Here is a 26,596-nt window from a genome sequence, read left to right as displayed (position 1 = left end):
TTAACTCCCGATAACGTAGGTAGGCAGATTCTGTAAGGGAAGGCTGGCAAAATCGGTCGGCAACTTGGCAGGCGCGGGTGCGTCGTTTTTGCCTGTGGGTCGCGAAGTACGCGACGAAAGCCCGAGTTTTTCCGCGGCCACCAACAGTCGTTTATTTTTCCGCAGATTATGGCGAGACTGAGCTGTTGAGTTGTGTTTTATTTCCCAAAGTTCATTGTAGATTTTTAACAGTGCTTGACGTGCGCGGCTATCATCGAACTTGATTTTGTTTTTTTTGAGGTCATCCAAAACAAGCTGATGCGCGTACATGGTCAAGTTGTTTTGGTAGGGGGCTGTCGCAAAGGCTTCAACTAATTCAGTGGGTTTATCCGGGTGACAAACCCATACGCGTGAGAGGTCGGTTATATCTATGTAGACAATAGCTTTTCGGCTCTTGCCTAGAGCGGCTGCAATCGCGGGCAGGCTAGGGCCGGTCCATGAGAGAGATTTGTGTGTAACCCTTCCACCGTTTATTCTTTTGTATACAACCTGCCGGCATACGCTCTTCAGTGCATCTTGGGTGTAACGTTCCGGTGGCAGTTGGTCCAATGATTCTGTCAACCACGCTTGATGCGGTGATGTGTGTATGGATTGGTGGTATTCTTGGTGATAAACTTCATTTATGAAACAATCAAAAAGTTCATTCAATTTGCTCATCTGTATGCAGGCGCCATCTTCGGCTTTGTAATATTTGCCAATAACGGGGTTTGATCCCGTGGAGCCTTCCATTGCGTGGATGAGTTGACTGTTAAGCGTACCAAAAAATCGTTCAACAATTGCTTTGGCGTTCGGCGTGCGGGGTGGTGCATAATGAATTTTTATGCAAAGCAGATCACCAGAATTTTTGACCGTTTCATTTGCGGCTTCTGCACCATTATCGACGGTAATTTCGATCGGGCGACCACCGAAGTGTTCGGGGTCTTCACACGAAAGTGCCATCCGGAGCGACTTCAGGAATTTTTCGGCACACGGAGGTGTCAGAGAAAGTTCATATCCGATGACATAGCGCGTGGAGGTTTCAATCAGCAAGTGTAACCATGGTCGTCCAAGCACTCGTCTCTTTTCATCAACCACGATAATATCCATTTCGTGTGAGTCTCCTTCGACGAGTCTTAGTAATAGTCGCGAAATTTTTTGTTTCGTGCTGTAGTTGTTGACCCTTTGGGCCTCCTGTTTTCCGAGTTGTTCAACATCTTTATAATATTGATTGATGCGGTTGATCTCGCGAGATACGGTGGAGAGCGAGGGGGTACTGATTTTAATTAAAGAGTAGCTGCTCCGGTCCTCATTTTCGTTATCGATGTGCGCCGTAATTAGCTTGTGAAGGGTTTTGATCGTAGGATGTTTGGGTTGTAAATAAAATTTATAAATAAATGTTGAGATAATGTCGCGTGTTTCATTGTTGAGTTGCTTGCCGCGAGGGAGAGTGCTTTTTCGTTTGATCAGCGAAAATGGATTGAAATTTGACTCGCGGTAAGTTCTGACCCATGAGTAAACGCTGGTGTAGCAGGGAGGCTTGTCGTCCCCATAGCATTTCGATAACCGCTCTACCTCTGCCTCAACGGCATCATGAGGCAGAGAACCTTGAAAGCGCTCCGTAAGTTCTCGACTATAGTATATTTTACGTAAATACTCTTTCTTCTGGGCCTGGGGCATGGTGTGTAAAACAGCCTCGTACGATGAATCAATTGTTGCCATTGCATGCAGGCGCACTTCTCCTTTCAGTAGAAGGCTATTCAGCAAATCCGGCGTGAAGAATAATATTGTTTTGTATTGGACCGAGCGCATTGTAATCCGAGTGTCTTCTGTTGAGACCACTTCGTAAATTTTCCCGTAAATGTTGTATTGGCTGCCGGTCTTGATTGTCTTGATGCTGCCCATAGATTGCAATCCTCAGTTGGGGCAAAATACTATAAGCGTGGCTTCAAATTATTTTAAACAGTATAAAATTTCACTAAATTTGTCGGAGTGGTTGGCTCTGCCGTATGTTAGGGGTTGTATGCTCAGTGATTGCTTCCCTGATGAAGTTATGCAAGCTATGTATGAAAGTACTAAGGGAGTGCCCGCCGGCACTGTCAGGCGGGTGGTCAACTCTAGTTAATGGCGTATTGGCTTGGAATTTTGCATTTATCGCCTACCACAGGTAAATCGGCTATACATAAATTTTGGTGGAACGGCATTTCTTTAGATGTCGTGAGAGGAAATCGATTGATCAAAACAAACTAAGCTTGGCCAGTTAGGGTTGTGTTCTTCATGTTTGACCTCACCGGAAAGCGGGGTGTGCAAGTTGAGCATGCTAGTGAGATCACAATTCAGTTTTTGTTGAAAAATGGCAGCACACACAGCTCTCATTGAGGGCGCTGGATTGTGCGCGAGCAGTAGAGAGATTGTCAGTGGCCCGTTCCATGTACCAAGGCATTGCATGAGTTGCCGCAACTCAAACGCGGTGACCTGATGAGAGCGCGAATACAGTAGCCCGAGATTGTCTAGAGTTTCGTCAGTAGGAAAGTCGGAAAGGACGAAGACTTCAAATCCGTAACCTAGCGCGCTGGCTGTGGCCGCAAAATTATCTAAAGTGCGCTGGTAGGAACTGGTCTGATCCGAATACCCTCCTTTTATCTCGATAAAATAACTACGGTCGTCGCATTGGATAAAAAAATCAGGTGTATATGTATGTGATTTGTTGCCGTCATTATAAGTATGGCTGACTGGCTGGATGTAATACTGAATGACTGCAGGCAGGTATTCCAAGATCAAGCACATGTCGGCTTCATTATGACTTTCGCAGATAAGCTGGGCGTGATTTTTTCGCGATGGAAAATAGACTAGCGACTTTCCATAGCGGTTTTTACGCACGTCACGCGCCGGTGAAGAATGTGACGGAACCCAGTTTTTATCCAGCATCATGGTAGCCCTTTAGCTTGGCCATCATACGCCAATCCCAATGACGGTCAGCGTATGGAGAGTATGAACTTGATAAGGATTAGGTCAAACTGCTCGACTCGCTTGAGTGGTTTTTTGTTAACGTATCTAACTCCCGTGTTGATCGAGAGCATTGCAATAAAAGAACACCATTACTTCGACAGGCGAGACATAGCCAGCTGCAATGACCGTACGGTTTGATTTTTCATAGTAGTTCTAGTTTCAGGGCGCGCAGTCCTACCCGTTGGACCCGGAATTTTAACGAGGGATGGAGATAAGCCTTGGAGCGTGTAACGCGAAGCTGAAAGAGGGTGGGCTGGAATTGTATTGCGATTGCGAGTAACACAGGGACGCAACCATATACAGCTTTTCTGAACAAGAGCTACTTCATAATCGGTACCGCGGTATCTATAGCGCTGAGTAATGGGGCACAACATGGACACGTCGCCTGGCACTTTCTTAAACGTGGAGTTCAAGGCTTCGAAAGTGGCCTGCGTCAGTGTTCCGCCTTGTTTGAATTGCCACGTGAGGATATGGCAAAAAACGCTTGTTGACACAGTTGTAAGGTAGTGCGGAATACTCAATCCGTATTTGGCCCATCTAGAAGTGTCGTTTAAAAGATCAGTCTCGATTTTAATGGTTGCAAAGGCAAGATTTGATCGGGTGCCGTGTGTGCGAGTGGTCAAAGCAGGTTCTGACTGACCGAAAAGCTTTTGGTACAAGTGCGAGAGGCGAGGCAAGAGCGAGGAGATAAAAGATGTTTTGCCTTTCACTGCACATTCAGCGTGCTGATGCTGCCGGAACCGTTTATCGCAAGGACGGAGGTTTTTCGACCGTGCCGTAGGCGCAGGGGATAACGGACGCTTAGGGGTAAATGGGTGCAATGTTTTCTGCACAAACCGCTTTTGAGACTGAATTAATCGCGTCGTCTTCATCATCGTTCTCCGAACTAGCTGTAGATTACGATCCGCGCTCATTGATTGTCTGATAGGGGGCTGAGCAGAGGACCAGCCTTCGCCTGCGTCAGTGTTGGACCGTTCAGCCTACTCACCACATCGATATCTAACTTACGCTCCCGCTCATAACTCAGGTCGCGCGGAGGTGGCAGCTTGGAACTATCGCGGAGACTAAGGGTGAAGGGCTTGGGGTTATGCTCGCGCGTTTGTCCTCCGGCGTCGAGGTCACTGATGAAGAAAATCTATGAGTCGGATAATTTAAAAAATCATCTAAATCAGGTGGTTAAATGGATAGGTTGCTAGCTTATGTTATCGCATAAGATTATAGATTTGTTCTATTGTGAGTTTTGACTTTTCTAAGCAGCAGATCGCTGCGCTCTCGATTGCCTAAACGAATGATTGTCACAGCCTAGTTGCCAATCACTGATAAAATAAAAATCCCAGGCCCTACAATTGGTTGGGCACTATTCTCGGCCAGGCTTACACAGTCTGGGCCTTCAGCCAGAGCTTATGAATAGCGAAAGGCGAATTAGTAAAACGTCTGAGTCGGGTAACGGTTTTGAATTTCACGTAATAACAAAGCAGGCTTTAAAGAGAGGTGTTGAAAAAATTTAATATTATCAATCGGTTATATTTCTATCAGGGCTTGAATATTTCGCATAGGATTTCTCTATTAATATTTTCGACAGGGGCATGGCGTATCCTAGCGTTGTAGCTCAACTACAATTTAGGTAGTAGCACTACAGATTGTTCGAGGTGTGATATGCCAGCTCGCCGGGAGCCGTATATCAGCATCGCCAAACTTCGTGGTATGGCCTTTGCGATTTCAACTGCACAGGCTATAGGTTGCGAATGTACCGGCGCGGCGGTCGCCGCCTCGCTGGCTAAGCAGGACATCACGTTGCTTGCTGACGCCGCGGTACCGCAAGAGCTACGTAGAGCATGGCGACGTCGTTTTGAGGGGGCGGAGGCGAGTGTGGCCATACGCAAGAACTTGTACGAAGTTTACCCCGCCCTGCGCATGGTTTATGACAATGTGCTGTGGTCGGCGTTGGATCCTCATTTGCGGGTGGATCAAACTGAGGCACAACTGTTTGCCTTACGCCTGAACGGTCGACCGTTGCCTGGCTATTCTCCAACAACACTCAGAGCCCTATGTGGGTGCCCATGCTGGCAGCGACTAGGCATCTTGATTATGTTGCTCCGCAGTCTAGATAACCGCTTCTATCTGGAGCGGCTATGGTTGCAACGAAAGTTTACTCACTATTGCGTGCTGGCCTGTGCGAGGCCGATTCACCGTCGCTTTGCTCAGCTGCTCTACCCATTGATAAACGAGCTACTTTGCTCCGGCCAGTTGGGTCAGATTTATGCTTGGCCAAGGGATCTGACGGCATTTGAGCAACGTGTAAGTGACCAAGCAAAACTGGGACAGTGTCTTATCGAGCGTGGGTGGGTTCGATGCTGGGATGAGCGCTGCGTACTGTGGCTTTGGGTGCTCGGCGAACCCCGGCAGGGCATGTTGATTCGAGAATTACTTGCCGCACCTGTAGAGCAGGAGGTAGAACGGCCCAGGCGAATTTATACGCGCACGGGCCGCGTATTACGCCAGCAAGCAGACCTGCGATTGACCTTCGCTACTTGAGGGTCGTCGCATCAGATGCATTTCATGTCGGGGTGGCATATCTTCGGATTGCGACTCAGCTTGCAAGAGCAGGGTCTGCAGATGGTCACGCAAATCGTTTTGCAGTTATTGCATTTGCAAGTCGTGGGTGGTGACGGCTTTTGTCCTCGCGTTGCCGCAGGCGTTTTTGTCTGTATTGGTCCAGCGCCTCGCGAGCGAGCCAATGTTTTTCTTTGCAATTGGATTTGGTTCTCCCGCTGCTGCAACATGTGTTGCACACTCCGCCACAACAGACAAATGCGTTCGGCCGGGTGGATCGACTACGCGGCCATAACGCACCTGCTTACCTCGTACCCGATTGTGAGGCTATCAACCAGGTAGTTGCCACGCCACCTCTTCCTGCGCTGCACTGTGCACATGATCCGGTAACGTTCGCAGCAGGTCTTGCGGACGCTTGCCTCCCAAGAAGTGATTGCTTGATGCGAACCAGAACGCCATCCCCCAACAGTCCTTTTTTGCGCTTAGCACTTTGACTACCGCGCCGAATTCGGTGGTGGGGTGCTGCTTCGTTGGGTCGCCAAACGCGAACGCTGGAAAGTAATCCTGGCTCTGGTCGCTCAATTTGATGATACGGCCTTCGCGCAGCCATTCCGCTAGTCCTGCCGCGAGTGCGGCAGGCGAGAGCCCTGTGAGTTGGGCTAAGCCCGCCGAAGTTACCCACTCACCGCCTTGCAGGATCAATTGCTGCGCCTCCGCCAGCATGGCCGCCTCCCTGAATAACGTGTGCGGGTTCAGTGTGCCGGGAGCGCTGAGGCCCGAGGCAGGCTCCTCTGAATCGGCCGCGGCCATGGGCAGTGCGCCGAGAAATACACGGTTCAAGATCTCGAGGCAGTCGAGGTATACGTTTGTCGCGCTCCCGCTCATTGCCGGCAGTTCGATGTGGAGGTGAATGCTATCTGCCTTTTTAGACGTCGGTGTGTGTCCCTCTGAACCGCGGTAGACCTCGATTTTCTTGGTTGCCATGTTACCTCCTTGAACGCCGGCATTAAGGGCTTGCCGACCGTAACGATAAGCCTTTTAGCCGTGCACGGGGTGTTGGCGCTGACGCAAGGTCGACCAAGGGCAAAGCCGCCCCGGAATGCGTCAATCGATGTTACTGCCTCAGCCGCCATAATGGTGTTTTTGTCTCTGTCCAACTGACGTCGTTTAATATCGATCTGGGCGCACGCGTCCGCTAACGCCGGCGCGCTGATCTGCCGGCCGGTTGTTCCGATCTGCGAACGTACATACCATTTGTCGCATCGAGCTCCTATCGCTTGGCAACTTTGCTGGCGCAGGGGGGTGACGACCAAGTGTGCGTCCGGGGGATTGGGCTGTAGTGGGGCAGGGCCAAGCGGTTTTTTTTGCTCAAGGAGAAGCGAAAATAAGTGAAGACCTTCAGTCTTACGAGCGTTGCTCGCTGGCCTGTATGCCCTGCAGTTACCGGAGCGTGGTCAGAACAACAGGTGAAATAACACCGGAAGGGTGTAGCGCTTTCTAACCGGTGCGTGCGTCGTAAATTCACCGAGCGAGAGCGGGCGATTCAGGGTCATGATCGTCCGAAACGCTTGCGGGCTACCAGCCGCGCGGCAATCCGACCATCGTGCAACCTAACTCTTCGTTCAGCTAATGCCTAGGATTTTAGGCGCAGCGACAGGCTTAACCCAGTAGCGCCTAGAATCCTGGACGTTATTAACTTGTGAACTCGTTGTCGCCAACCCAAGTGTTGAGGTGGCGTGCATGCGTTGAGGTCGCAGCATGGCGTGAAAAGGCTACGCTATATCGAGATACAGTCAGGGTATCGGCCATGCGTACCACCTACAGCAAAAGCCAGGATCGCCGGCGGATGCGTCGTCTGCTGGTGTTAGTTGCGCAAGGGCATGCTTTCGTCATCACCCAGCATGGCAAAGCGGCTTGTTTACTGGTCCAGGTCGAGGCACAAGGGCGTACACATTGAACAGTGACTCGACAATCCTCACCCCTCGAAGAGGTTGTATCTTGATGTCAACGCAACCCTTTCGCAGCGGTTACGCTGGCCAGGTAACAGCATTCAGTCCAGGCGTAGATGGAGGGCGAGGCCCATTGTCGTCCTGCGGCAAGTGGCGCGCACGAGTTTTGAGCGATGCTGTTGCCCGTCTGACTGACAGCTGATTAGACGGCTGAGGGGCTACTCGCTTCGCGCCTCAGTCGAGGTCCCTCGTATTACCCCATCCAACTTCAAGGCATCCCATTTCGTGCAAAAGATCAACCTTGAACCGCTGCTCACCCAGACCATTGAGATCGTTATTCGCGCCGGCGAGCTGCTGATTGCCGAGTGGGCGAGTGTGGACGGGCCACGGGGTCAAGGTGACAAGGCCGCCGTAGACGAAGAGATCGAACAGTTTTTGCGTCCGCATCTGCTGCAGCTTTTCCCTTGCGACTTCTGGGGAGAGGAAACCGGGCATCGTCTAACCGGCCATCCATGGTGCTGGGTCGTTGACCCGAACGACGGGACCACGGACTTCCTCAAAGGGCTCAAAGGCTCAGCCCTGTCCATCGGTCTGTTGCACAAACAAACGCCGGTATTAGGTGTGGTATATGCCCCCGTCACCGTTGAGGGCGCCCCTGATTGCATTGCTTGGGCAGAAGGCATGGCCGAGGTGAGCCGCAACGGACAATCGGTGCTGTCACAGCTTTCTACCAAAACCTTGTCGAGCGGCGAGTTCGTGATGGTCAGTGCCGCTGCAATCTACAAGCCTGAGCTCAACAGAGCCCTCTGCCAACCCAGCACCTTTGTCGCAATGCCATCCATTGCCTATAGGCTCGCCAAAGTCGCCGCCGGTGAGGGGGTCTGTGGCATCTCGCTTTATCCAGTTTCTGCACATGACGTTGTCGCAGGCCACGCACTTTTAAGAGGAGCTGGCGGCGTTTTACTCGATGAGCGTGGGCAAACGATTACCTATGTAACTGAAGACAATATGCAAACGGTTTCACAACGCTGCTTCGGTGGTGCAGTGTCGGCGTGCCGGATCCTGCTCGTCCGAGAATGGGGTCGCATTTTCACGGACGTCTCCAACTGAGAGCAGTTGTCGGACTCAATTCGAGCAACCCGCATCGTCATCTCATTGGCCGCTAACTGCGCACAGTCCGACGGGTGCTAAATTGGCAACTCTGGACTTGCATTTTTCATCCTGTTTTTAAACATGGAGCTTCAGGTCCGAAGCGGGCGTCTAAGAGATGCGCGGCCCACCCTGAACAGATAGTGCGTGATATCTTTTGGACGACGGGAGTAGAGACTGCAGAAATCCAAGGCACTCCGCTCATTGCTTCACGTCTGCCAGGGCATAGACATGCGTGACTCACTACGAGAGCCGTGATGAAAGGTAAGCGCAAAGTCAAAACGTACCAATGGCTCCTCGCTGAGCAGTTTCAGCTCGAAGCCCAAGCAGCGCTCAGGGCGCGCACCTGTGCAAGTCGATTCTTGGACATCGCACTGTCGGCGGGTAGAGACATGGAACCGGTCGGATTGCTGGCAGGTAACCGGACTGCCACATCGACCTGAATTCACCCCCTTAGGCAGCCAGCAAAAGACGTTTACCAATTAAAAGGGGCCCCGGTCTGAGCATTAGAAAAGGTGACCACCGTGGATTTCCGACCACCCCATCTTCACACTGAGTGAAGATAGCCGAAGCTTTAAGCGCGATGCCAAACTCAAAAGGCGAATCATGTTTGCTGAAGTCATGCGCAATGATGTTTACCGAGCCTACCGGGTCCGGCTGGAAATGTTTTTACCTATTCCCACCGATGCCTCTGACCTGGACATCCATGCGTTGATCGAGGCGGGGTTCTCGCCGGGGAGTATTAAGACGCTCTGCGACTTGGGGGTATTCAGCCCTGACGCGTGCAACCACATCATTTCGCTCAAGGCCCTTAAAACCCGCTTGACTCACGGTCAGCGCCTGAGCGTGGCTGAGAGTGATCGCCTGTTTCGTCTTGCGCATATCACGGCCATGGCCCAGACGGTCTTTGGGGACACCCACAAAGCCCAGCGATGGCTGAGCAAATCCAAGGCGCGCTTTTCAGGTGAAAATCCCATTGCACTGCTCTCCACCAGCCCGGGCACTCGCTTGGTTGAAGAATTGTTGATTGAGGTCGCAGAGGGATTGGCGTTTTAACGGTGTTGCTTGTCAGAGCTTTTACAGGGGGGCACAGGACCCGCCTTGGTAGCAACACCGCATGCGCCTAATCTCCGGCGCCAACCTATTTTTCGATAACAATCTTGTAGGCACCGGCTTCCGAGCGAAACCTCCGGTCCTAGCCGGGGGGCGTCAATTGGCGCAGGAGAGTTTGCAGCGTTTCAATCTGGCGTGCCTGCTCCCGCAACTGCCGGCGGTTTTCGCGGTGTTGAAGCAGGTACGGTTTGACCCGTTCCCGTAATACGGCGTACTCGGTCTGCATTTGTTGCAGCTTGATCGCCAGTACGTCGTGGGCCTGTTGGGTATCGCTCAGGGTCTGGGTTTGTTGACGAAATTGTGCGTGCAGTACCCGATGCTCATTGCGCAAGCGTTCCTGCTCACGGTACACCTGGACCAGTTCCTCCTGTTTGGCCAGTTGCACGTTCTGCAAGGACCGCAGTTCCTGGCGCAGCTGATTGGTCTGCTCGTCGTGCCGGCGCAGCTCTTGCCCGCGCTGAGTCAGTTGTTCCTGTCGATAGTGCTCAAGTCCCTCTCGGGCATGCTGATGTTTGTCCTCCAGTGATTGCAGCTGCTGGGCCCGCTCTTCAAGGATCTGTTGCTGCCCTGCCACTAGCTGTCGCAGTTGTTGGCGTTCGCCCTCGCTGTCTTGTAATTGCTCGCGCAGCCCACGTTCGCGCTGCCGCTGCTGTTCCAGCTCGTCGGTGAGGAGGGTGATGGTGGTCAGCGATTGCTCCAATCGTTCGCGTAGCTGCGCGTGCGCCTGTGCATAGCTGGCCTGCTGCTGCGCGAGGTGCTCTTGCTCGTCAGCGACGGCGTCACGCGCCTCCTGGGTTAATTGCTCGGCTAGACTGCTCACCAAGGTGGTCAATTTTTCATTGAGGGTGGGCGACGGCCCGAGGTTGGCGGCCTGACTGCTGTTGAGTTCCTTCAGGTAGCGCTGAATGGTGCTTTTCGAGCCGGTATTGCCGAGCTCAACGCGGACCAGGTCGATGCTCGGATGCAGCCCACGCCCTAACAAGGCATCACGCGCGGCGTGCACCAAAGCTTTGTTGATACCGCCACGGGCCATGTCAGGAGCTCCTGTAGGATTTCCGGCTCTTAAGCAGTATGACGCATGCCATTTGACTTGCCTGGTTTCTGATCAAGACGACAATCTGTTTAGTCCACACCGGTACAAGCCCGCCGGGCGAGGAGGGTAGGGGATGACCACTGCCGCGGAGCGGTACCTGCAGGCGGCGCGGCGGGAAAGCACCACGCGCCGCTACGAACAGGCCGTGGCGCATTTTGAGGTGGGCTGGGGTGGGTTTCTCCCAGCGTCGAGTGACAGCATTGTGCGTTATCTGGCTGAGCACGCTGAAGCCCTGTCGATCAGCACCTTGCGCGGCCACCTGGCGGCCTTGGCGCGTTGGCATCTGAAGCATGGTTTTGTCGACCCAACCAAAGCCCCGCAAGTGCGCGACGTGTTGCGCGGTATTCAGGCGCTGCACCCGCGGCAGGTCCGGCAAGCCGAACCGTTGCAACTGCGCGAACTGGAGCAGTGCGTGGCTGCATTACAAGTCGAGGCAGCGTCGCCGGACGTGGCCGTGCGCCTGCGCGCCTGTCGCGATCAGGCCTTGCTGCTCCTGGGTTTTTGGCGTGCGTTTCGCAGTGATGACCTGTGCCGCCTGCGCATTGAAGCCAATCAGCTCGTGCCGGGCGAAGGGCTGAGTCTGTTCCTCGCCAGCAGCAAGTCCGACCGTGAGCATCAGGGCCGCAGCGTCAGTGTGCCGGCATTAAAACGCCTGTGTCCGGTTCAGGCATATGAGGAGTGGCTGAGCCTCAGTCAATTGCAGCAGGGGCCGGTGTTTTGTGCCATCGATCGCTGGGGCCACCTGTCCACCGAGGCCCTGCACCCGTACAGCGTGGCGCGGGTGGTGCGCCGGGCTTTGACCCGCGGCGGCGTCGCCGGGGAGCGCTACAGCGGGCATTCCTTGCGCCGCGGTTTTGCTACCTGGGCCACGCGTAACCAATGGAGCACCAAGGCGTTGATGGAGTATGTCGGCTGGCGTGACGTGCACAGCGCCCTGCGCTACGTGGAGGCCGACGCGCCGTTCGGTGACTGGCGGCGTCATCCGGATGAGTCAAAATGACTGCGTCGCGACGATTTCGTAGTGAGCTACGGACTACGTTATTACAGCTGTACAACCAGGCTAATTCACCCTTGAAGTAAGCGATTCCACAGGTATGAGAAACCAAGATTCTCAAACCTGATCGCGGTTTTGGTGCGCAGAGGCTCGAGTGGCGGTACGCCGAGGCGGCGAGGGGCGTGATTCACGAACAGCCCGGGCGGATCCCGGCGATAGAGTCCATGGGCGGTCTTGGTTTGGGTGTAGGCTGTAGGTGATTGACCGGGCAGAAAAGTCGGCAGACGCCATCAAACTCAGCGCGGCGGGACCGTGCACGGTGTGTGCGAGGAGAAGAACATGACGATGCCGAACGAGCGCACGCGCGCACTCATCCAGACACGAGACTTTCTGGTCGAGCTTGCAGAAGATTCCGCGCTTTCAGCGTCCATGCGACGTCAGGCCCGCCAGCTGTTACGGCATTATCCCCATGCAAACGAGATCCTGCGGGCCGGGCAGCTCGAAGAGCGAAGGGGCGACCGACTGACCGAGCCCTTCCTGAGCTCCAGCATCGATTGACCGCCGTGGCCACTCATCATCAGCCCTAAGCAGCTGATCCTGGTCTGTGGATACGTAGAGGGGAAAGGGCTCCATCGCCTTATCGACCTAGGGCGTTATGGAATTCCACTGGCGCTCAATGGCGCTTCCGGTTAGACAGGCGTTAGCTCATATTCCATTGGATGGGACATCATTGGGAGGAAGTGTTAATGAGCACTTCAACTGCGACTCGACGTCCGGCAAAAAAGAAAGCTGTGTCCCGAGAGGAGGGCATCGCGGCCTTTTGGCGATTCAGTTCCCATCGAGAGTCGCTGACGGATGCGCGGAGGCTGCACCAAATAAAAGTAGGGTTGCCCGCCGACCTCATCCAGGTGGTTCGTTTGGCCTTCAACCTTCAGGACCGCCACCTGGAAACGCTGCTCAATGCATCAATTTCGACCCTTGAAAGACGACGGCGAGCGCAAAAGAACCTTGATCCTGTCGCCTCCGAACGTGTGGACCGAATTGCTACGCTCAGTCACTTGGCCGAGAGGATCGTTGAAAGCCAAGCGGCTGCCACCCAGTGGATGTCGGCACCGAATAAAGCGCTCGGTGGGACGGCACCGATCATGCTCTGCGAAACCGAGATCGGCGCTAAATGTTTCCGTCGACGCATTATTGACCCGGGTGCCGACACTACGCTGACCCAACCCCGCAGTCTGAAAAGCAAAATGCAACAACGAGTTCGGGGTTCGAAACAGGGTTAATGAAATTCCGGTACGTGGGTCAAAGGTGTATCGGCTGCAACAACCGGGGCAACGGGGCGACCGGATATCAGCGTAAATGGTGACTGGAGGGACTTGCCGACTCGACGCAACATGCCTCTCGGCTTTTGCGTTAACGCACTTTGCGAAAGCTAATCCTAATCGCGGTGGAGCTGCTCTTGAACTGTGCTCAGGCGCAATTGGCACGCTGGCCTCATCAAGCAAATCTCGTTCGCCCACTACCTGTGCCTAAAATTCAAAGCAGGTGTGCTTTTCTAGCTATATCCATCAAATCTTGTCGAGCCGTAATCTTGGGCACGGTGCTTTCCAACGCTTTTAGTGTCCGGCAACCACCTGCAAACCCGACGATGCGCGTGCTCTGCACTGATCATCAGTCGGGACAATAAAAATAATACTCAGCGGGAGACAATCCTATGGGACTCGCTCAAGAAAAAGTTGGTGCCGTTGCGTCGTTCACACTGGTTTCCAAAGGCGCTGGAGCCGCCTCGTGGGGAGCAATGGCCTTGCTCTGGCTTGTCTATGCCATGGACGCTAACTCACGTCAGATGTTCTTCATGGTGTTGCCCTCGATCACGAGCGAATTCAAAACCAGTGCAGAACTGACGGGGCTGCTCGCAGCGTTCATCACCATCGCAACGTCCTTGATCGCCGTGCCTTGCATGATCTGGGCGGATAAAGGCGGGCAGGGCTGGATGCGCAAGTATCGTCACCTGCCGATCGTAGTTGCCTACACACTGTTCACCTTTTTGACAGGGCTGAACTTCCTGACCGCATCATTGGGCATGCTCGTGGCCTTGCAGGTGATTTCCCACGCCTTCGGTGGTGCCGGTGAAGCTATCGAAGTCACCTCCTTGTCCGAGTGGTGGTCTCGCGAGCGGCGCGGTTTTGCATTGGGTCTGCATCACACGGGTTATCCGTGGGGTACGCTGATTGGAGGCCTGGCGATCAGTGCATTGCTGAACGCCTACGGTCCTGAAAACTGGCGCCTGGCTTTTCTGCTGTTCCCAGTACCGATGATCATCATCTTCTCCATCTATTGGTGGTTCTGCACCAAAAAGCGCTACGAGTCCTTTGTTGATCATGTGCGTGATGCAGGTGAAACCGTTCCGGCACTGAGCGCAGCGCAAGGGACTGTCGTTGCTCCCGAAGGTGCTTTTCGCTCCGCAATCCGCAATCCGAATATCAGCACCATCGCGCTGGTCTCGATGCTCGCTATCGTCGGTTATTTCGGGATCAGTTTCTGGTTGCCGCAATACCTGGCGTTCGTGGCCCATTACAACTTCGCCGAGGCGGCAGCCTATTCGGTGCTGTTCACCATCACCGGAGGGCTCGGGCAAATAGCCTGGGGCTGGATCTCGGATCGGCTGGGTCGCAAGTTGTGCCTGATCGTCGTGTTCGCCTGGCTGGCAATCGGTATGTACCTTTTCAAGTTCTCGTCAGTGAGCCTGACCTGGCTGATCTGCATCCAACTGTTTGCCGGGTTTGCGATGAATGCGCCCTACACGCTGCTGTATGCGATTGCCTTTGACTCGGCCAAGCCTGGCACCACCGGCATTGCGGGCTCCATTGTTAACGTGGGTATTTACGCAGGCGGCTTCGGTCCCTTCGTGATCGGCATGTTCATTGGCGCCGGTGGTGGATTCGATCAAGTGTCCGGCTACAACTACGCCCTGTATTTCATTTCCGGGCTGATGATTGTTGCTGCGCTCGTGACGGCCTTCTTCACTCGCGAAACCACCGGGTGGTTCCTCAAGCACGACAAAGCGTTGGTTTCCAAAGCGTCTTGCAACATGGCGAGCTGAGATCGTCGAACAAACTCAATACGTCACGCCTGCAATCTATAAAAAATCCCTCGTGGGATGTCCAATGTCAGGAGAAATTACAATGTCACTCATCAAAGACAGTCAGTGGTTGAATCAATTTGCCGAAGAGCTCAACAGCGATGCTGACTGGACAGCTGCAGCGCGCTATTTCGATGGTCGGATCCAGTTTAAGCACGACAGCGGTTTTTCCACTTTGGCGGTTCTCTGCGGCAAGGTAGTAGCCGTTTTTCCTGAAGGTAGCCCGTTGGGCGCAGACATCGTCGTATCCGGTCCGGATGAAGAGTGGCAGCGCGTTCTGGAAGGCAAGATCGATTGGTTCGAGGCCCTCTCGCCAGGATTGGGCAAGCTTGAGCTAGAAGGGAATGTTGTCGCTGCCTGGCAGTACGTAGATGTAATGGCCCGGGCATTTGATGCCATGAAGCGTGTAGGCAAGGCAAAAGTAGAAAGCACCGTTTCCTGGTCCCCCGTCCCCAAACCGTCGGGCAAGGAAACCACAGGGCACTACATTACTGTTGATGGCATCCGCGTGTATTACGAGGAGGCTGGGCAGGGCCATCCCATCGTCTGCTTCCATGCCGCGTCCCAGGACTCGCTCATGTATCGCCATGTACTTGACGGCCTTTCCGATGAGTTTCGGGTGATTGCAATCGATGCACCCGGACATTCAAAGTCGGAGCCCCCGGCTTCCGGTCCGTTCCATAGCCTGACACGCCACGCCGAGTTCAACGAGCGGTTGATGCAGGCCCTGGGTCTGGAACGTCCAGCGATCATCGGATGTTCCATGGGGGGCAACCTTGTGTTGGAACTGGGGGCCCGTAAACCCGACGCCTACAGCGCGATCATTTCAGCCGAAGGTGCGGATTACACGCCAACAGTTTCGGATTTCTTTCTCGACATGCTGCTGATGAATGGTACGCAAATCATTGGTGCATGGTCGCGCTCGATGACTGGCTATCGGACTCCGCCCGACCGCGCTCAAGAAGTTGTTTGGCAGATTTCCCGCACGACGCCGCAAGTCATGCGCGGCGACCTGACAGGCTACGCCAATTTTGACCAGCGCTCCCAGGTGGGCAAAATCAAGGCGCCGGTGATGCTGCTCCGCGGTGATGCTGATTGGTTGGTCTACCAGGAAAAAGTCGAAGAAACGGCATCAAGAATTCCCGGCAGCAAGATTGCAGTGCTTGCAGGCACGGGTCACTACCCAATGACTGAGAACCCTCTTGAGTTCTGTGACACCGTCCGAAGCTTCCTGCATGAAGCAGGGCTTGGAAATGCTGGCTGACACGCTCGACGTCCAAAGATAACCGGGGTGGCTGCGACGATAAGCAGCCCTCTCACTTAATAAAAAATAAATGAGCTGTGGTGCGCGCACTGCCTTGTTCGCTCATTTGAAAGGCTTGTCTTTGAGGAGAATCAACATGCTGTCGGGCGCCAATTCGCAAGGTAAAAATATTCAGGTCAATGGCACGACACTTTGGGTCGAAGATACAGGTGAGACCCATCTTCCAGTCGTTCTTTGTCTTCACTCCTGCTTTCTCGACGGGACTATGTTTGACGGTCTGGTGCAGGCTGCAGCCGGAAAATTTCGGGTCATACGGCCAGATTTCCGGGGGCAGGGCAAAAGCGCACTGGATGATGTCGACATCATCACCATGGATCAGTGTGCTGACGACATGGCCGCGCTGATTGAAGTAATGCAACTCAAGGCAATCAATGTCATGGCTCAGTCGATGGGCGGCGATGTCGCTTTCCGGCTAATCGCCAAACGGCAGGATCTGTTTCGGTCCCTGGTGGTGGCTGGGTCATCGGCCTGCGGTGAGCCGCCGGAGCAAGGGGCGCGATTTGCGCAATGGGTTGTTGATGCGGGTGAGCAAGGTTTCACGGGCGAAATTCTCGATATGACCATGGAAGTAATGTTCGGCAAGACCACGCGCAATAACCCTGAAAAACAGTCGCTGGTAGCGTATTGGCGCGATCGCATTGAGGTTTTGCCAAAAACGCTGCGCCCTGCGATGAAAGGGGTTATGCATCGTGAAAGCTCTGTCTCTCTGTTGTCTTCGATCAATATTCCGGTGCTGATCATCAACGGTGAGGAGGACATGCCGCGACCTCCAGCGTGGTCCGATGAGATGAAGCGAGAATTGCCGAACTCGAAATTGATCCGGCTCAGCAAGATTGGGCATAGCCCGACCTTGGAAGCGCCCGAGCAGGTACTTCCCGCGATCATCGAGTTCTATTTAAACCCACGCGTATGAGGGCAACATTTTTCGTTCACAGCGTTTAAGTCCGGATGCTTTCACGAGCACATACTGTCTCTATCAGTCCTATTTTTGGAGCGCCTGCATGTCGCGGGCGCTTCAGGTTTTTTCATGCCCGTGGGTCACGAAAATTTGAAGCGTTTTCAGATTGGCAATCCTAACTGAGCGCTTGACGCTGCTCAATTTTTTGAAATAAATATGAAGCGCTTCATAAATGAGCTTGGTTAATAACAAATTTAAAACAGAACCTTTCATATCCACGCGCACGATGGCTTTCATGAGCGTCGTTTAAAAGATATGAAGCGGTTCAAATGGTGCCCAAATGCGCTGGCGCCAAACCAGGAGATAACAACAATGAGTACAAAAAACTGGGTTAAAGCCGCCTGCGTTGTGCTTTCCCTGACGACCCCGATTGCCGTATACGCGGACATCAAAATGGGTGCCCTTTATCCCCTCAGCGGTTCTTTGGCTCTGCTCGGTGATGAGAGCTATCGTGGCCTCGAAATAGCGGTCGCGGAGCGTAACGCTGCCGGAGGCTTGAAAGGTGAGCAGATCAAACTGCTCAAAGCCGACGCGGTTGACGCAGGCCAGGCTGTAGGTGCCGCCCGCAAACTGACGTCTGTTGAAAATGTGACCGCCGTGTTCGGCAGCTATTCCTCAGCCCTGTCATTTGCTGCCACGCAGGTTACGGAAATGGCCGGGGTGCCGTATTTCGAGCTCGGTGCGGTCTCCGACAACATCACCGAGCGAGACCTCAAATACGTCATGCGTAGCAACCCAACCGCCAGAAATTTCGCTGAAGGGACGATCACGGCGATTACGCAAATTGTGGGCCCCTCGCTGAAGGTCGATCCCAAGCAACTCAAGATTGCCATCATCCATGAGGATGCCCTGTACGGTACGACCATCGCTGGCTTCCAGAAGCGGCTGGCGCAAGAGCAAGGGCTGAACGTGGTCGAGGTGCTTCCGTATTCTGCCAAAGCCGTGGACCTCTCGTCGCTGATTCTTCGCTTGAAAGGTGCACAAGCGGACGTGGTATTGCAGACCAGTTATCAGAACGATACGACACTGTTTTTCCGTCAGATCCGTGAAGCCGGTTTCAAACCTAAAGCCGTAGTCGGTGCGGGTGGCGGATATTCCATGCAGGACACCGTAAAGGTCGTCGGCGCTGAAAATATGGAAAGTGTTCTGGACGTGGATTTTCCTCAGTTTCAAACCAATGAAAATGGAGCTCCAGGCATCAGTGCGTTCGCCAAAGCCTACAAAGATCGCTTTGGCAGTGAGCCGCGATCAGGTCATAGCCTGATCAACTATGTCGGTGCGAAAGTCTTTCTTGATGCCATGGAAAAAAGTGCGTCCCTGGACGCCGATGCGATCCGTGCATCGGTCGCGAGTGTGGATATTCCTGTCGGCGGTACGGCCGCAGGTATCGGAGCCAAGTTCGCTGAGAATGGCCAAAACCAACGAGCCAATACGGCAATCATGCAGTGGCAGGACGGGGTACTGAAAACTGTTTACCCCGAAGCTGCGGCCGTGACAAAAGCGCGTTTTTCCGACCAACCCTGAAGCCTGTAATCCAGTTGAAGCTCGATCGTGGAGCTTCACGGATTCGTTCGCTCGCAAAGAGGGCGCAAACCGTGGAAATTTTCATCCAGCTCCTTTTGAACGGCTTATTGCTCGGCGGCACGTTGGCCATTATCAGCATAGGTCTGACGCTTATTTTCGGGATCGTGAGGGTGGTCAACTTCGCCCACGGCGAGTTCCTGATGATAGGTCTGTACGCGGTGTATTTGATGAACGCTCACTTTGGGATTCATCCCTACGTGGCGATTATTCCCACAACGATCATTCTGTTTGCTGCTGGCGCCGCGATGCAGCGGTTCATCATCCAGCCCTTGCTCAGCGCTGAAGGGCATATTCAGATTTTTGCGACAGTAGGTGTCTCAATCGCCTTGATGAATGGCGCTCTACTGATCTTCGGTGCCGACGTCATGACCGTGCAGAACGTCAGCTTTGGCACCGGGACTGTCAGCCTGGGCGCCTTTCGCGCAAGCAGTGGTCAGCTGATCACGTTCGTGATGTCGTTGGTTCTGGTCGCCGGGTTGCACTGGTTCCTGCAAAACACCTTTCTGGGCCGAGCCGTTCGGGCTACCGCGCAACATCGCAACGCGGCGCAGTTGATGGGCGTTAACGTGAAGAAGATCTACATCTTCGCATTCGGTTTGGGCTGCGCCTGCCTGGGCGTCGCATCTGGCCTCATCGCACCTCAATACCCGGTTTTCCCTACGGTGGGGACGTTCTTTGTCCTGACCGCATTTGTGATCGTTGTACTCGGCGGTCTTGGAAGTCTTTCGGGGGCTTTGGTAGGCGCGATGCTGATCGGAATCGTCGACAGCCTTGCGGGTTACTACATCGCTCCAGACCTGAAGGAAGTCGTTTATTTCTCGATCTTCCTGAGCATCCTGGTGTTCCGTCCGACAGGCCTGTTTGGCGCCGGTCGCGGGTCTGAATAAGGAGAATGGTCATGAATATTCTGCATCCGCGTGTCTATGTCAGTGTGTTGGTTCTGGCGTCGTTATTGATCATTMCGCTCACGGCTGGTTCTCCTTTCGTTTACCACCTGTTCATCCTGATTTGCAGTTATGCAGCGCTCGCGAGCGCCTGGAACATTGTCGGAGGTTTTGCTGGTCAGCTCTCGCTGGGCCATGCGGTTTTTTATGGTGTTGGGGCTTATACCACCACGCTGCTGATGATCAATCTCGGCATCAGTCCGTGGATTGGGATGTTCGCCGGCGCCATCCTTTCGTCAATGGTGGCGGTGTTGATCAGTTGGCCTTGCTTCAGATTGCGCGGGCCGTTTTTTGCCCTGGCGACGATTGCGGTACTGGAAGTCGTGCGGTTGATGGCCATCAATCAACATGACGTGACCGGTGGAGCCGCTGGCTTGGGCGTACCGCTTAAGCTGGGCGTCGAATGGATGTTGTTTCGCCCGCGCTGGCCTTATCTGCTGATCGCCTTTGGTTTTCTGATCATCACCTTGGCGGTGTCCTGGAAGATCAAGAGTTCACGCTTGGGTTATTACCTGATTGCAGTTCGCGAGCGTGAAGACGCGGCGCATGCGGTCGGTGTGAACTCGGTCAAAGTCAAACTGATCGCGGTCGTCTTATCGGCATTTCTCACCAGCCTGGTGGGCAGTTTCCATGCGATGTATCTGACCTTCATCGAGCCCGGCTCAATGTTCTCGCTGGAGATGTCGATTCAGATCGCCATGTTCGCGCTGATCGGCGGTCTGGGCACTGTTTCGGGGCCATTGATCGGGACGCTGTTGGTATTGCCATTGGCGGAGCTTGCGCGTGGCTGGCTTGGCGACATGGGCAGCGGTGTTCACGGCCTGGTCTACGGCATTGTACTGGTGGTGGTCGTACTGACGATTCCGCAGGGTGTGGTGGGGCGATTTGGCGCGCGTGTGTTCGGCTGGATCGACGCATTACCCGGTGGACGTCGGCCACTCGCTGCGGCTGTGAGGGCAGTTAAATCCCCTGCGCCTGAGCCGCAATCGGTAATGAGCGGCGAACCCATTCTGATTGCTGAAAATCTGCACAAATTCTTCGGCGGGCTGCATGCGACCAACGATGTGTCGCTGAGCTTGGCCGAAGGCGAAATCGTCGGGGTGATCGGGCCCAATGGCGCGGGTAAGACCACTGTCTTCAACCAGCTCTCGGGTTTCCTGCTGCCCTCCAGAGGCCAGGTCAAGGTCCGCCTGCGCAACGGGCAATGGATTACCCCAAGCAGCCCGGCCGAGTTCGCCAAAGCCGGTGTCGGGCGCACCTTCCAGATCGTTCAACCGTTCGCTGATTTGAGTGTCTGCGAAAACATCATGCTCGGTGCATTCATGCACACGGCTGATGCGAAGGAGGCGAGGGCAGTCGCGGAGCAAGTCGCTGAACTGACCGAGCTCACCAACCTGCTGGATACTCGTGCACGCAACCTCACCGTCGGCGGTATGAAGCGGCTTGAAATGGCCCGTGCCCTGGCGACTCGTCCGCGGATATTGTTGCTGGACGAAGTGATGGCCGGACTCAACCCAACGGATGTGGCCAAGGCGATCGCCGTCATTCGCAGAGTCCGCGACTCCGGCGTCAGCGTCTTGATGATCGAACACCTGATGCAAGCAACCATGAGTCTGTCGGACCGCATCATCGTAATCAGCTCCGGGGCTTTGCTCATGCAAGGTGAGCCGAAGGATGTCATCAGCGATCCACAGGTGATCGAAGCCTATCTCGGCAAGGAGTACAGCCATGCTTAAGCTCAATAACATCCATAGCGGATATGGCGGTACTGAAATCCTTCGTGGCGTTTCTTTCGAGGTCAATGCCGGTGAAGTGGTGACCATCGTCGGTGCCAACGGTGTGGGTAAAACCACGACTTTGCGCAGTCTGTGCGGCATCGTTACCCCCTCCCAGGGCACGATCGAATTCGAAGGGCAGCGAATTGACGGCAATCGTCCGGATCAGATTGTCGATGCCGGCCTGACGTTGATACCGGAAGGGCGTCAGTTGTTTCCGTTCATTAGCGTGCGCGACAACCTGTTGATGGGGGCCTACAAACGCAGCGCTCGTGCGGGTTACAAAAAACGTCTCGACGATGTTCTGGATCTCTTTCCACGGGTTCGTGAGCGCCTGGATCAGAACGCTGGAACGCTTTCGGGTGGTGAGCAACAGATGGTCGCCATCGCTCGAGGCCTGATGGCCGAGCCCAAGCTATTGATGTTCGACGAGCCGTCGTTGGGCTTGTCGCCGCTGCTGGTCTCGCAGGTTTTCGAGATCATCAACAAGATCCTGGAGCTGGGAACAACCGTGCTGATCGTCGAGCAAAACATCGTCCATACCCTGCGTATCGCGCATCGAGGCTACGTACTTGAAAACGGCGAGGTAGTGCTGAGCGGCACGGGCCAGGAGCTCCTCGATAACCCTCATGTCAAACGTGCCTACCTGGGGCTCTGATCGAGTCGACCTGTGGCTGTGCGCTTATTACTCCGCAACAAAGACGAGAACACGCTATGACAAATTCTAGACACTCCGGGCGCGTCGTTTTGGTCACTGGAGCCGGTGGTGGTATTGGCGCTGCTATTGCAGAACTGTATTGCCAGGAAGGTGCTGCGGTCGCCCTGGTCGATGCCGATGCAGTGAAGGTTCAACAGCAGGCTGAACTGCTGCGAGAGGCAGGGTTTACGGTCGGTTGGGCCAAAGCCGATGTGGCTAATTATCAAGAATGCGCTGACGCCTGTGACCGTTTTGGCCAGGATTTGGGCCCTATCGATACCTTGATCAACAACGCAGGTATATCGCCAAAGCACGATGGCGCTCCTGCGCCGATCTGGACAATGAGCCCCGAGGAATGGCAACGGGTTGTCGACATCAACCTCAATGGCTCATTCAACCTGGTCCGGGTTTTGACGCCTGGGATGGTGGAGCGCGGCTTTGGCCGCATCGTCAACATGTCTTCAGTGGCGGGCAGTGCGTTTTTGCCGATAGTGGCGGCTCACTACAGCGCCACCAAAGCAGCCATCGTTGGTTTTACCCGTCATTTGGCCGGTGAGTTGGGGCCGTTTGGGATAACGGTAAATGCATTAGCGCCAGGGCGAATCGAAACCCCGTTGCTCAAAACCGTTTCGGCGCAGGCCAACCAGGCGGTTGTCGACGAGACACCACTACGTCGGCTGGGAACACCGCTTGAAGTGGCTAGGGCGGCGTGCTTCCTCACATCGAGCGAAAGCGATTTTATTACTGGCCAAGTCGTCGATGTGGCGGGCGGATGGTTGATGCGGTAACGACCGAAGGTCAAAAAGAATGAGTTTGACCGGGTCGTTCAACAGAAATTGACGACCCGATTCTAAAAAGTAATCACTTTTTTGGAGGGCATCAGCCATGGTCAAAGCGATGGGTTTCCCAGGGCGGTACGAGCAAGGCCCTGGAGCTTTGAGACAGTTGGGCAGAGTACTGACCGACATGGGACGGTCTCGTCCGTTGGTTTTGTGCGATGAGTTCGTCGCCAGGCATTTGTGGCCGGAGGTTGGCAATGCTTTGCTAGCGCATGGTTTCGAGCCTTTGCACATCGAATTTCCGGGTGAATGCACCCACGCAGCCATTGCCCTGTTGTCTGAGCAAGCCTTGCCCCATTCGCCTGACACCATCATCGCGCTGGGCGGAGGTAAGACGATTGATACGGCCAAGGGGCTGGCGGTCAATCTCAACGCTCCCATCATTGTTTGCCCGACCATTGCCTCGAGTGACGCGCCGACCAGTCGGCTGATCGTGCTCTACGATGATGACCACAAAGTGGTGGGAGTGGAGTACCTGAAGATGAACCCCTCAGCCGTCATCGTTGATACTCATGTCATCGCTCAGGCACCGGCACGGTTCTTTGCTGCGGGCATTGGTGATGCCATCAGTAAAAAATTTGAAGCCCATCAATGCCATTCCGCTGGTGGCAATAACTCTTTTGGAACCCCCGCGCTGCACACCGCGTTGATGCTGACCGATCTGGTGTTCAACACGCTGATGCAGTACGGCGTGTCGGCTTATCAGGCGGTTTGTCGTAACGAGGTCAATGACGACGTCGAGCGGGTAGTCGAGGGCACCGTGTTGATCAGTGGCGTTGGTTTTGAAAGCGGCGGGTTGTCGTTGTCCCATGCGCTGGTACGCGGATTGACAGCCATTCCGACCATGGCCTCAATGCTTCACGGTGAGCTGGTTGCCTTCGGTACCCTGGTGCAAATGGCGGTGGAGGAACGTCCTGTCGACGAGATCGAGAAGGTTGCCCGTTTACTGCATGACGTGAAGTTGCCCGTCACCTTCGCTGAACTGGGCCAGAACACGCCGTTCACTACGACGCAAATCAACACAATGGTTCAAGCCACCTTATCGGCTGCCTATGCCAAAAATATGAATCCACCCTTGAACTACGAGCGCCTTGTTAATGGTTTGGCAGCGGCTGACAACATCGGCTCACGCCTGACAAATGCCAAGTCATCTGCCTTGTGATCCGGCTTCAATCAACGGCCCGCGCTGTCTTATAAATACAAAAAGTGAGATCGTAAAAATGAACGAAAAAACTGTGCCACATATTCACGAACTGCTGAAAGACTCTCCTAAAAACTGGGGCAAATGGGGCCCGGACGACGAGGTAGGCGCTCTCAACTATTTGACTGGCGTTGAAGTACTCAAGGGCATTGCCGAGGTCAAGCAAGGCAAGACCTTCACATTGCAGGTCCGAATGGCCGATCCCAAAGGCGACCCGATCTGGCCTGGGCGCTCGCAGGCCAAACGGATGAATATCATGGACAGGGGCCATTACAACTGCGGCAAGGGCCCGCATTTTCCGGGGTCTTATGAGTATGCCGATGACGTGATGTTTTTTCATCTTCAGGGGTCGACTCAATACGATGCCTTAGGTCACGTTTGGTATGACGATCAAATCTGGAACGGTTATGACGCTGATACCACGATCGGTTCATTGGCCAAGGCCAGCGTCGCACCGATCGGCGAGCGAGGTGTGGTCGGGCGAGGCATTCTGATCGACATCGCGCGGTATCGCGGCAAGGACGTTCTTGACCCTGGCGAGACTTTTAATCATGTGGACTTGATGAAGGCCGCTGAAGCTCAAGGTGTGACGATTCAGAAACGTGACATCCTGATCATCAGAACTGGCTGGATTGGCTCTTTTTACTACCGAGACCCAGAAGAGTTTTATAAAGATTTCATCGAGCCGGGTCTCACTTACAGCCCGGAGTTGGTCAGTTGGTTTCACGAGATGGAAATTCCCAACCTCGTCACCGACACCATCGCCAACGAAGTGACAGTTGATCCCGTCTCGGGTGTGGCATTGCCTCTTCACAATGCCCTGATGCGTAACCTGGGCGTCACGTTGACCGAGATCGCGCAACTGGATCCTCTGGCGGCGGATTGTGCCGAGGACAATCAATGGACGTTCCTCTATACCGCAGCGCCTTTGAAGGTGGTTGGCGGCACCGGGGCGCCGGTCAACCCGATCGTTATCAAATAGAATCGACGCTTTAGGGGGGCTTCGGATCCCCTCTTTTTAGTGTGCTCGAATCATCCCTTCCAATTTAAAAAGTTGTTAGCATAACGATCGGTCCTACCTCGAAAAAACCGAGGCTTGGTCGCTGATTGGCGGCGATCGTCAGTCACCGCGCCGTTCCAGGAATGCTGACTTTTTAATGAAAAAAAATGAAAAGCCCAAACTTAAAGACGTTGCCGAATTGGCGGGTGTATCCATCGGCAGTGCATCCCGGGCGCTCTCAACTCCCCACTTGGTAAAACCTGCGACGCTCGAAAAAGTTGCGGCGGCGGTCCTCAAGCTTGGCTATGTCCGAGATGGAGCAGCGAGGGCGCTCGCTTCGCGCCGAACCCACAGCATCGGTGCGATCTTTCCCACGTTCAACAACCCCGTATTCGCCGAAGCGGTTCAGGCCCTTCAGCAGCGTCTGAATGAGTTGGGTTACCACCTGATCATTTCGTCCCATGAGTATGACCAGGAGCGCGAGCTGATCAATGTGCGCAACATGATTGAGCGGGGTGTTGAGGGGTTGTTGCTAGTGGGGACGGAACACAGTCCAGTAGTGTATGACGCGCTTGATGCCTCGCATTGCCCCTTAATCCTGATGTGGTCATTGGACGGTTCTCACCCTCACCATTGCGTTGGTTTCAGCAACGAAGAAGGGGGACGCATGGTGGCTAAACATCTTGTGGATCTAGGTCACAAGAATATTGCAATGATCAGTGGAGTTGTGGCCTACAACGAGCGGGCTAAATACCGGCTCAAGGGGGTTGCAGATACATTGAAGGAGGCGGGGATTGAGCTGGCGCCCACGCAGATCATTCAGCAGCCGTTTACGCTGGAAGGCGGCCGGGCGGGGCTCAGGATGGCGATGGAGCTGACGCCAAGGCCAACTGCAATTGTCTGTAGTACGGACGTAACCTGTATGGGGGCCATTGCAGAAGCGCGCTTACAAGGCATCCATGTGCCTACAGAGTTGTCCATTACCGGTTTTGATGACATCGACTTCGCGGCGGTCTCGGTACCAGCGCTCACGACTGTTTGTGTACCCTCGACCGACATTGGCATCAGTAGCGCTAATAACATTATTGCGATGATCGAAGGCCGGCCGGTTGCCAGGCGTGAGCGTGTTCAAATTGATCTTGTAGTAAGGCAAAGCACCGCCCCTGTGAAGTCCTGATTCCGACGGCTACATGCTCGGCGGAGGACTCTCGCTCCCTATGACTGTGCGTCACAGGTGGTTTGAAATTGTAGCTATTT

General features: G+C 54.3%; 23 protein-coding genes. 18 read left to right on the top strand and 5 right to left on the bottom strand.

What is annotated here, in order from left to right; all coding sequences use genetic code 11:
* Together AC1DRN_RS10245 and AC1DRN_RS10240 are read right to left on the bottom strand one after the other, a co-directional pair.
* Nucleotides 1–1,920 carry a hypothetical protein gene (locus tag AC1DRN_RS10245; protein ID WP_223457432.1) on the bottom strand — a complete coding sequence of 640 codons (1,920 nt, stop codon included), beginning with the start codon at nt 1,918–1,920 and terminating at the stop codon, nt 1–3.
* A 303-nt stretch (nt 1,921–2,223) separates the two neighbouring features.
* The gene (locus AC1DRN_RS10240; RefSeq protein WP_223457434.1) at nt 2,224–2,946 is read right to left on the bottom strand and encodes a Tn7 transposase TnsA N-terminal domain-containing protein; all 723 of its coding nucleotides are present in this window, start codon (nt 2,944–2,946) and stop codon (nt 2,224–2,226) included.
* A gap of 1,734 nt (nt 2,947–4,680) precedes the next feature.
* Here AC1DRN_RS10240 and AC1DRN_RS10235 point away from each other — a divergent pair.
* Entirely contained in the window at nt 4,681–5,559 is an 879-nt protein-coding gene (locus AC1DRN_RS10235) for a hypothetical protein (RefSeq protein WP_223457436.1), read from the top strand.
* A 348-nt stretch (nt 5,560–5,907) separates the two neighbouring features.
* On the opposite strand, the gene AC1DRN_RS10230 is transcribed toward AC1DRN_RS10235, so the two are convergent.
* Entirely contained in the window at nt 5,908–6,561 is a 654-nt protein-coding gene (locus tag AC1DRN_RS10230; RefSeq protein ID WP_223457438.1) for a hypothetical protein, read from the bottom strand.
* Between the two features lie 823 nt (nt 6,562–7,384).
* Between AC1DRN_RS10230 and AC1DRN_RS10225 the strand changes: the two genes are divergently transcribed.
* The 3 genes from AC1DRN_RS10225 (at nt 7,385) to AC1DRN_RS10215 (ending at nt 9,731) form a co-directional block, all read left to right on the top strand.
* Complete coding sequence (locus AC1DRN_RS10225) at nt 7,385–7,534, top strand: hypothetical protein (RefSeq protein ID WP_223457441.1); 150 nt, start codon at nt 7,385–7,387, stop codon at nt 7,532–7,534.
* Between the two features lie 277 nt (nt 7,535–7,811).
* Complete coding sequence (locus tag AC1DRN_RS10220) at nt 7,812–8,636, top strand: inositol monophosphatase family protein (RefSeq protein WP_223457443.1); 825 nt, start codon at nt 7,812–7,814, stop codon at nt 8,634–8,636.
* A 645-nt stretch (nt 8,637–9,281) separates the two neighbouring features.
* Entirely contained in the window at nt 9,282–9,731 is a 450-nt protein-coding gene (locus AC1DRN_RS10215) for an antitoxin Xre/MbcA/ParS toxin-binding domain-containing protein (protein WP_223457445.1), read from the top strand.
* A gap of 139 nt (nt 9,732–9,870) precedes the next feature.
* Here AC1DRN_RS10215 and AC1DRN_RS10210 read toward each other — a convergent pair whose 3' ends face one another.
* Nucleotides 9,871–10,821: a DNA-binding protein gene (locus AC1DRN_RS10210; protein ID WP_223457447.1), complete on the bottom strand. Its 951-nt coding sequence runs from the start codon at nt 10,819–10,821 to the stop codon at nt 9,871–9,873.
* A 133-nt stretch (nt 10,822–10,954) separates the two neighbouring features.
* Here AC1DRN_RS10210 and AC1DRN_RS10205 point away from each other — a divergent pair, with 133 nt between their 5' ends.
* From AC1DRN_RS10205 to AC1DRN_RS10180, 6 genes are all read left to right on the top strand, one after another.
* Entirely contained in the window at nt 10,955–11,881 is a 927-nt protein-coding gene (locus AC1DRN_RS10205; protein ID WP_223457449.1) for a site-specific integrase, read from the top strand.
* Between the two features lie 333 nt (nt 11,882–12,214).
* Nucleotides 12,215–12,433 (top strand): BPSL0761 family protein, encoded by a 219-nt coding sequence (locus tag AC1DRN_RS10200; protein WP_223457451.1) that lies wholly within the window; start codon nt 12,215–12,217, stop codon nt 12,431–12,433.
* Between the two features lie 188 nt (nt 12,434–12,621).
* The gene (locus tag AC1DRN_RS10195) at nt 12,622–13,158 is read left to right on the top strand and encodes an antitoxin Xre/MbcA/ParS toxin-binding domain-containing protein (protein WP_223457454.1); all 537 of its coding nucleotides are present in this window, start codon (nt 12,622–12,624) and stop codon (nt 13,156–13,158) included.
* 431 nt (nt 13,159–13,589) lie between these two features.
* A complete protein-coding gene (locus tag AC1DRN_RS10190) occupies nt 13,590–14,978 on the top strand; it encodes an MFS transporter (RefSeq protein WP_223457456.1) in 1,389 nt (462 codons plus the stop codon).
* An 82-nt stretch (nt 14,979–15,060) separates the two neighbouring features.
* Nucleotides 15,061–16,281, top strand: a complete 1,221-nt coding sequence (locus AC1DRN_RS10185) for an alpha/beta fold hydrolase (RefSeq protein ID WP_223457458.1) — start codon at nt 15,061–15,063, stop codon at nt 16,279–16,281.
* Nucleotides 16,282–16,417: 136 nt separating this feature from the next.
* Nucleotides 16,418–17,254, top strand: coding sequence for an alpha/beta fold hydrolase (locus tag AC1DRN_RS10180; RefSeq protein ID WP_223457460.1), 837 nt, complete (start codon nt 16,418–16,420; stop codon nt 17,252–17,254).
* Between the two features lie 102 nt (nt 17,255–17,356).
* Here AC1DRN_RS10180 and AC1DRN_RS10175 read toward each other — a convergent pair whose 3' ends face one another.
* Nucleotides 17,357–17,536 carry a hypothetical protein gene (locus AC1DRN_RS10175; RefSeq protein ID WP_223457462.1) on the bottom strand — a complete coding sequence of 60 codons (180 nt, stop codon included), beginning with the start codon at nt 17,534–17,536 and terminating at the stop codon, nt 17,357–17,359.
* A gap of 75 nt (nt 17,537–17,611) precedes the next feature.
* Between AC1DRN_RS10175 and AC1DRN_RS10170 the strand changes: the two genes are divergently transcribed.
* The 8 genes from AC1DRN_RS10170 (at nt 17,612) to AC1DRN_RS10135 (ending at nt 26,516) form a co-directional block, all read left to right on the top strand.
* Nucleotides 17,612–18,823: an ABC transporter substrate-binding protein gene (locus tag AC1DRN_RS10170; RefSeq protein WP_223457464.1), complete on the top strand. Its 1,212-nt coding sequence runs from the start codon at nt 17,612–17,614 to the stop codon at nt 18,821–18,823.
* 71 nt (nt 18,824–18,894) lie between these two features.
* Entirely contained in the window at nt 18,895–19,770 is an 876-nt protein-coding gene (locus AC1DRN_RS10165; protein WP_223457466.1) for a branched-chain amino acid ABC transporter permease, read from the top strand.
* A gap of 11 nt (nt 19,771–19,781) precedes the next feature.
* Nucleotides 19,782–21,563, top strand: a complete 1,782-nt coding sequence (locus AC1DRN_RS10160; RefSeq protein WP_477786695.1) for a branched-chain amino acid ABC transporter ATP-binding protein/permease — start codon at nt 19,782–19,784, stop codon at nt 21,561–21,563.
* Nucleotides 21,556–22,260: an ABC transporter ATP-binding protein gene (locus tag AC1DRN_RS10155; protein WP_223457468.1), complete on the top strand. Its 705-nt coding sequence runs from the start codon at nt 21,556–21,558 to the stop codon at nt 22,258–22,260. The genes AC1DRN_RS10160 and AC1DRN_RS10155 overlap by 8 nt, the downstream gene beginning before the upstream one ends.
* Before the next feature lie 89 nt (nt 22,261–22,349).
* Entirely contained in the window at nt 22,350–23,087 is a 738-nt protein-coding gene (locus AC1DRN_RS10150) for an SDR family oxidoreductase (RefSeq protein WP_263289552.1), read from the top strand.
* Nucleotides 23,088–23,184: 97 nt separating this feature from the next.
* On the top strand, nt 23,185–24,300 hold the full coding sequence (locus AC1DRN_RS10145) for a glycerol dehydrogenase (protein WP_223457472.1): 1,116 nt from the start codon (nt 23,185–23,187) through the stop codon (nt 24,298–24,300).
* 58 nt (nt 24,301–24,358) lie between these two features.
* Nucleotides 24,359–25,321, top strand: coding sequence for a cyclase family protein (locus AC1DRN_RS10140; RefSeq protein WP_223457475.1), 963 nt, complete (start codon nt 24,359–24,361; stop codon nt 25,319–25,321).
* A gap of 175 nt (nt 25,322–25,496) precedes the next feature.
* A complete protein-coding gene (locus AC1DRN_RS10135) occupies nt 25,497–26,516 on the top strand; it encodes a LacI family DNA-binding transcriptional regulator (RefSeq protein WP_223457477.1) in 1,020 nt (339 codons plus the stop codon).
* Nucleotides 26,517–26,596: the final 80 nt, after the last annotated feature.

It is taken from the genome of Pseudomonas sp. P5_B3, from assembly GCF_056400405.1.
The sequence above is the reverse complement of the archived record's forward strand: the minus strand, read 5'-3'. Positions and strand labels throughout refer to the sequence as shown.